General features: G+C 41.5%; 5 protein-coding genes. 2 read left to right on the top strand and 3 right to left on the bottom strand.

Going from position 1 to position 6,415, the window contains the following annotated elements:
* The coding region (locus VE944_RS33580) for a M16 family metallopeptidase (RefSeq protein WP_324988003.1) at positions 1-1,347 on the top strand (1,347 nt) is incomplete at its 5' end.
* A gap of 346 nt (positions 1,348-1,693) precedes the next feature.
* Positions 1,694-2,341, top strand: a complete 648-nt coding sequence (locus tag VE944_RS33575; RefSeq protein WP_324988006.1) for a Uma2 family endonuclease — start codon at positions 1,694-1,696, stop codon at positions 2,339-2,341.
* Positions 2,342-2,583: 242 nt separating this feature from the next.
* Here the strand turns inward: VE944_RS33575 and rpmB are convergent, their stop codons facing one another.
* From rpmB to VE944_RS33560, 3 genes are all read right to left on the bottom strand, one after another.
* On the bottom strand, positions 2,584-2,820 hold the full coding sequence (rpmB, locus tag VE944_RS33570; protein WP_109011633.1) for a 50S ribosomal protein L28: 237 nt from the start codon (positions 2,818-2,820) through the stop codon (positions 2,584-2,586).
* Positions 2,821-2,984: 164 nt separating this feature from the next.
* Entirely contained in the window at positions 2,985-4,973 is a 1,989-nt protein-coding gene (htpG, locus tag VE944_RS33565; protein ID WP_324987998.1) for a molecular chaperone HtpG, read from the bottom strand.
* A 792-nt stretch (positions 4,974-5,765) separates the two neighbouring features.
* Positions 5,766-6,257: a PLL family lectin gene (locus VE944_RS33560; RefSeq protein ID WP_324987995.1), complete on the bottom strand. Its 492-nt coding sequence runs from the start codon at positions 6,255-6,257 to the stop codon at positions 5,766-5,768.
* Between the last annotated feature and the right edge of the window lie 158 nt (positions 6,258-6,415).

Raw genomic sequence — 6,415 nt, 5'->3', positions numbered from 1 at the left:
CTACCTGAAATTAAGATACCAAAGTATGAGCGGTTTGTGCTTCAAAACGGCTTGATTGTCTATTTAATGGAAGATCACGAATTGCCGTTGGTGAATGGAACGGCGTTTGTGCGGACAGGAAATCGCTTGGAACCACGACAAAAAGTTGGTTTAGCTGGTTTTACAGGCGCGGTGATGCGAACTGGAGGAACTAAGAAGCATTCGCCTGATGAACTCAACGAGATATTGGAACAACGGGCGGCATCTGTGGAAGCTAGTATTAGTGAAGCTTCTGGCGGTGCTAGCTTTGATGCTTTGAGTGAAGATTTAGAAACGGTGTTTGGGCTGTTTGCCGAGGTGCTGCGATCGCCAGTATTTGCTCAAGAAAAGCTAGACTTGGCTAAGACACAGGCTAAGGGTGGCATTGCTCGTCGCAATGACGATCCAGATAGTATTGCTAGTCGAGAATTTAAGAAATTGATCTATGGGAAAGATAGTCCTTATGGTCGCACGATAGAGTATGCAACGGTGGATCAGGTTGAGCGTGAGGATTTGCTCAAGTTTTATCAGCAATATTTCCACCCCAATAATATGATTTTAGGGATTGTGGGGGATTTTGACTCTAAGAAAATGCGATCGCTCATTCAAGCTAATTTTGGCGACTGGAACCGTAACCCAGGTATTGCTAAACCCAAATTACCAAACGTTTCGCCAGCTAATACAGGTGGAGTCTTTTTTGTCAATCAGCCACAATTAACACAAAGTAGTGTGCTTATTGGCCATTTAGGTGGACGGTTTGACAATCCTGATTATCCGGCGCTAGATGTATTGAATGGGGTGTTAAGTGGATTTGGTGGACGCTTATTTAATGAAGTGCGATCGCGTCAAGGTTTAGCTTACTCTGTTTATGGCGAGTGGAGTCCTCGCTACGACTATCCTGGCATGTTTATTGCTGGTGGACAAACGCGATCAGATGCTACCGTCCAGTTTGTCAAAGCCTTACAAGATGAAATCAAGCGCATCCAAACTCAAAGAGTTACAGCAAAAGAACTCGCTTTTGCAAAAGAGTCTACACTTAACTCCTTTGTATTTAACTTTCAAGACCCCAGCCAAACCTTATCACGGTTGATGCGATACGAATATTACGGCTATCCTGCTGATTTTCTCTTTCGCTATCAAAAAGCCATCGCCGCCACCACAGCTGCTGATGTGCAACGAGTAGCACGAGAATACCTCAAGCCAGAAAAGATCGTGACTCTAGTGGTGGGGAATCAAACCGCTATTCAACCGCCATTGACGCAGCTAGCAGCAAAGGTGACACCAATAGATGTAACGATTCCTGATTCGCAACCACAGGTGAAGAATTAATTTGCGCTATTAACAAGGTATCCTCCTCTAGATTTCCTGGTAATCAGCGTGATGTTATGAATAGTTGTGATAATTTCCTTGATTATCGGGAAATGACCGAGGAGAAATTGTAGTAAGCAATAGAAACTAAATCAGGAACCAAAGCCTCTGGAGCTTCCAGAGGTTTTTTTTTAAATTACACTTTTTTAGGAGCGATCGCCCCCTACACTTCAATAAAGAGCTTTTTAAGCAGGCGATATCTGACGACAAACTGCTGTGTATCCAAGCATCGGAAAATTGCAGCAAACAATTGTTGCATTAACTGGAGTAAGCTAAATTTAGGTTTGAGCTACTGGGAGTGGAAATGATGTTGTTGGAATTAAAGCGCATCCATGTTCCACCAGGACAAAGGGTATTACTGCGAGATGTAACCTGGCAGGAATTAGAAGCAATTCTAGAGGATTTAGGTGAGCATCGTGCTGCACGAATTGCTTATGACAGGGGAATACTGGAGATTATGGCACCACTGCCAGAACATGAAGACGATAAAGAAATTATTAGCGATTTAGTTAAAGCGCTTTTGGAAGAATTAGATATTGAGTTTAGATGTCTTGGTTCTACAACTTTCAAAAACCAAGTAATGGCTAAAGGTATAGAACCTGATCAGTGTTTCTATATAAAAAATGAATCCAAGATTCGCGGCAAGAAGCGGCTAGATTTAACAGTAGACCCCCCTCCAGATTTAGCTTTAGAGATTGATATTACTTCTCGCACTCATCCTAATATCTATGAAGCTTTAAAAGTGCCTGAGCTTTGGCGTTTTGATAAAGGAAAGCTCCATATTAATCTTCTGGAAGACGGGCATTATGTAGAGTCTCAGCAAAGCCTAAATTTTCCTAAATTTAAACTAATTGAAACGATTCCCCAATATCTAGAGCAAAGTACAACAGCAGGCAGAAATGCAACGCTCAAGGCTTTTCGTCTTTGGGTACAAAAGCAGATACAACAGCAATGATTGAATAATTCGTAATTAATTTTGGGTACAGAGCCAATACGGTTCAGTTAAAGGAAGAGACGCGATAACTCGCCGTTTTTACAATAATCAGTCTTTTGTAGAGACGGCGATTTATCGCGTCTTTATATATAATTTTCATCAAAAAACCTTATCCGAAGCGTATTAAAAAGCCTACTACTCAAGATGTAATTAGCATTAGGGGCGCACAGCTACCTGTACGCCCTTAATCACCTGTATTTCACTTAGTAATGATTTAGGTTAATGCCAGCTTCTTTTGCCATTGCTTCTAACCCATTAATTTGTAGGGTTTTAATTGCTTTGGTAGACAGCTTTAACTTCACCCAACGATTTCCAGCTTCCCACCAAACACGCTTGCTTTGCAGATTAGCGTGCTGAAGGCGTTTAGTACGGCGGTGGGAGTGGGAAACAGCAAAGGCGTTATTTGCCTTCTTACCAGTTAGTTCACAGCGACGCGACATAGCAAGTATCTCCAGATTGTTATTTTAATACAGCCTTTCCATTTTAGGTCTTAGGCAACAGAAGTGGGGAGTAGGGAGTGGGGAGTGGGGAGTGGGGAGATGAGGGAGCAGGGGAAGAAATAACTCCAAACTCAAAACTCAAAACTCAAAACTCCTAACTATTCTTACTTACTAGCTTGTTCTGTCAGCTTGGTAAGTACCTCATTCGATCGCTCGACGAAGGATTTCATTCCCTCAGCATCAAATCCTTTTTGAGACATCAGCGCTAAATCGTAAACGTGTTGGCAAATCAAGTTCACTAACTGATCGGTAGAGGATTGACCGTCACCTTGAATAATAGTACCTTGGTTAAGATTTGCCAGATTTTGAATCAACGGGTGAGCAGTATTCACCAGCAAAACGTGATCTTCGGGAAACTCTACCGACTGCTGCTGCATCATCATGGCGTTCATTTCCCGCATACGGCGGAGAATCTCTGGTAGAAGCACGATCGCAGGTGGTGTACCATGAGGATCGTCTGATTTTAAAGCTTCGGTGCGGATATTGAGTTTGGGTTTATTGAGAGATTTCTCAAATAACTCTTTGATTGTCTCACTCCGAGTTTTATTCGTCTTGGGATCAACAATTTCCTTATCTTTATCTTGTTCCAGCAGAGTATTATCTAAATCGGAGTCTACCCGCGTAAACTTGACATCCTGATATTCCCGCTCTAGGAAGTTGATAAAGTGGGTGTCGATGAAGGAGTCCATAAACAGGACTTCCAAACCTTGATTTTTATGCAGTTCTATGTATGTAGCTTGGGTTGCTTCATCGGTGCTGTAGAAAACTCGGTTTTCGTTACGTTCTTTGTTGCGTTCGAGGTACTCTTTCAGCGTGGTATAAGGAGCGCTGGGTGCTAAGTCAGAACTGGGTGAAGGAGTGACATCTTGCCAAGCATCCCCTTCTGAAGACTGTACTTCAACCACTGGAGTTTCAGCAGCAACTTTTTCTGTCAGCTTGGCGGTGGTGCGGAAGACGATAATATCTTCGATTTGTTTTTTGAATTTCTCGTCGTTGAGAACGCCGAATTTTACAAAAGTACCAAGATCCTTCCAGGCGCTAATGTATTGTTCGCGGTTGTCGCGGAAAAGTTCTTTGAGGCGATCGCCTACTTTTTTAGCAATGTAATCACCAATTCTCCGCACGGTGCGATCGCCTTGCAAGGAACTGCGCGATACGTTCAGGGGAATATCGGTACTATCAAGCACACCCCGCATTGGAGTGAGAAATTGCGGGATAATTTCTTCGCAGTTGTCGCTAACAAAAACTTGATTGCAAAATAGCTTGATCTGCCCTTTCGTAACATCTACATCCGGCCTCATTTTGGGGAAATACAGAATCCCGTTGATGATAAAGGGATAATCTGTATTTAAATGTACCCACAATAGAGGTTCTTCTTGAAAAGGATACAAGTAGCGATAAAACTCTAAATAATCTTCTTGACTCAGATTACTCGGAGACTCTCGCCACGGTGCTTTTTGCTTATTTAATACTTCACCTTCCAGTTTTATTGGTACTGGCAAGAAATCACAGTAGGTCTTGACAAGATTCTTAATCCGTGCTGACTCTAGAAATTCCTCTTCTTCCCCTTGTAAGCTGAGAATAATAGTAGTGCCGCGAGTTGTCCGGGGCGATTCTTCTAGGGTGAAAGCTGGGGAACCATCGCAAGTCCAGTGAACCGCCTGCGCTCCTTCTTGGTATGACAGTGTATCAATCTCTACCTTTTGCGCCACCATGAAGGAAGAGTAAAAACCAAGTCCGAAGTGACCAATTATCGGTTGATCTGATTTGCCTTCATACTTATGAATAAATTCTTCAGCACTAGAAAAGGCAACTTGATTGATATATTTCTTAACTTCATCTGCGGTCATCCCGATACCGTTATCGGAGATGGATAGGGTTTTGTTATCTTTGTCAATGGCAATTTCAATTTCTGGTTCGCCGATATCTCCAGTGTAGTCTCCGGCGCGGGATACCATTTTCAGCTTTTGGATAGCGTCTACAGCGTTGGAAACCAGCTCCCGCAAGAAGATTTGGTGATCTGAGTAAAGCGATTTTTTGATGATCGGGAAAATATTCTCAGTATGAATACTGATAGTGCCTTGTTCTAGCATAATTGGTAATTCTTCGATGTTAGTATCTGAAATGATGATAGTGGTTAATACAGCCTAACCCTCTGTTTCCTAGAATAAACCCGGAGAACATAGAAGGGCATGATACCAATTAGGATTTTAAAAGCATAACTTAGGCGATCGCACCTTTTTTGAGCGTTGTTTGCCCCCATTTTCTTATTCGGATTTCCCTACTCCCGACTTTCAATTTTCAACGCAGGGTCTATTAGCCTAGTTGAGACTGCTGTCTTTACGGTCGGTTCGCTCAATTTTGTTGATATTCAGATTTATAAAGGCACAAATGCTTATCACAGAAGGTTTACAGAAGACATAAACTGGTTCAACCCGAAAAAATTCCGAGAATGCGATCGCAAGTTTTGACACCCTGGAATCTGATTCATTCGTTGGAACTTCATGCGGTTTAATTAACCTACCCAAGCACATTCTTCAGGTCTGAATAGCTCTTAGGGAGAGGGTTTCGGGTTATTTATTTAGCGACTGTTTATTTAAATGATTTTAAAAATAGAATCGGAGATTTTATTGACTACTTTAACCAAACAATGGCTAAACCTTTTAAATGGTCATACAAGGGCAAAGTTTTGGCTATTTAATGGTCTACTTATTTCCGCCGTACTGTACTATAGGACTCATATTTGATTTTTGAAATACACGTAGGGTGTGTTATGCCGTAGGCTAACGCACCAAAACCTTCGGATGGTGCGTTACGGAAGCCGTAACACACCCTACATATACTTAGATTTTTGAAAAAATCAATATCGGATCGCTATAGTAGTTTCATTGACCGACATTTACATAGTGGCGACCGTCAGTGCCTATACCAAACAGATAAAGTTTGTTGTTGTAGACAGTAGCGGTATCTGATAATTTAGTGATGCCATTGCCAGGTACTTCACTCCAACCACTCCAGCCATTAGAGTCGTATACGTTTACATAGTGGCGATCGTCAGTGCCTATACCAAACAGATAAAGTTTGTTGTTGTAGAAAGTAGCGGTATCTGCTAAGTTAGTGATGCCATTTCCAGATACTTCGCTCCAACCACTCCAGTTAAGGCTCTGTGTTCTGCTAAGTAAGATTTTTTTATTGTTAATCTTGGCTGACGATAATATTTTTTCCCTTTCAGTTGAGAGTTTTTTCAACTTGACCTGTCGAAAAGCTTGGCTGGTGGGGAGTGAAGCACCTGCTACCTTTATAAATGGTGAACTTAGCAAAAATAATTCAAGAAGTGCGAGCGTGGCAATACCTGCCTTCAGTTTTCTAAAGTTCATGATGTTTTCCTTTTTTCTTTACGTCCTTCTATTTTTTTACGTTTATTTATAATTTAAATACAAGTTTATTTTATTTAAAAAAATCAAATAAAACTTTGTACTGGAGTTTAGACTGTCCGTTCGCTCATTTTTTGACATTTGCTCGAATTTAATAAAAC

The organism is Nostoc sp., assembly GCF_035638895.1.
In the GTDB taxonomy this organism is placed as follows: domain Bacteria; phylum Cyanobacteriota; class Cyanobacteriia; order Cyanobacteriales; family Nostocaceae; genus Nostoc.
This window is presented reverse-complemented; position numbering and strand designations above follow the sequence as displayed.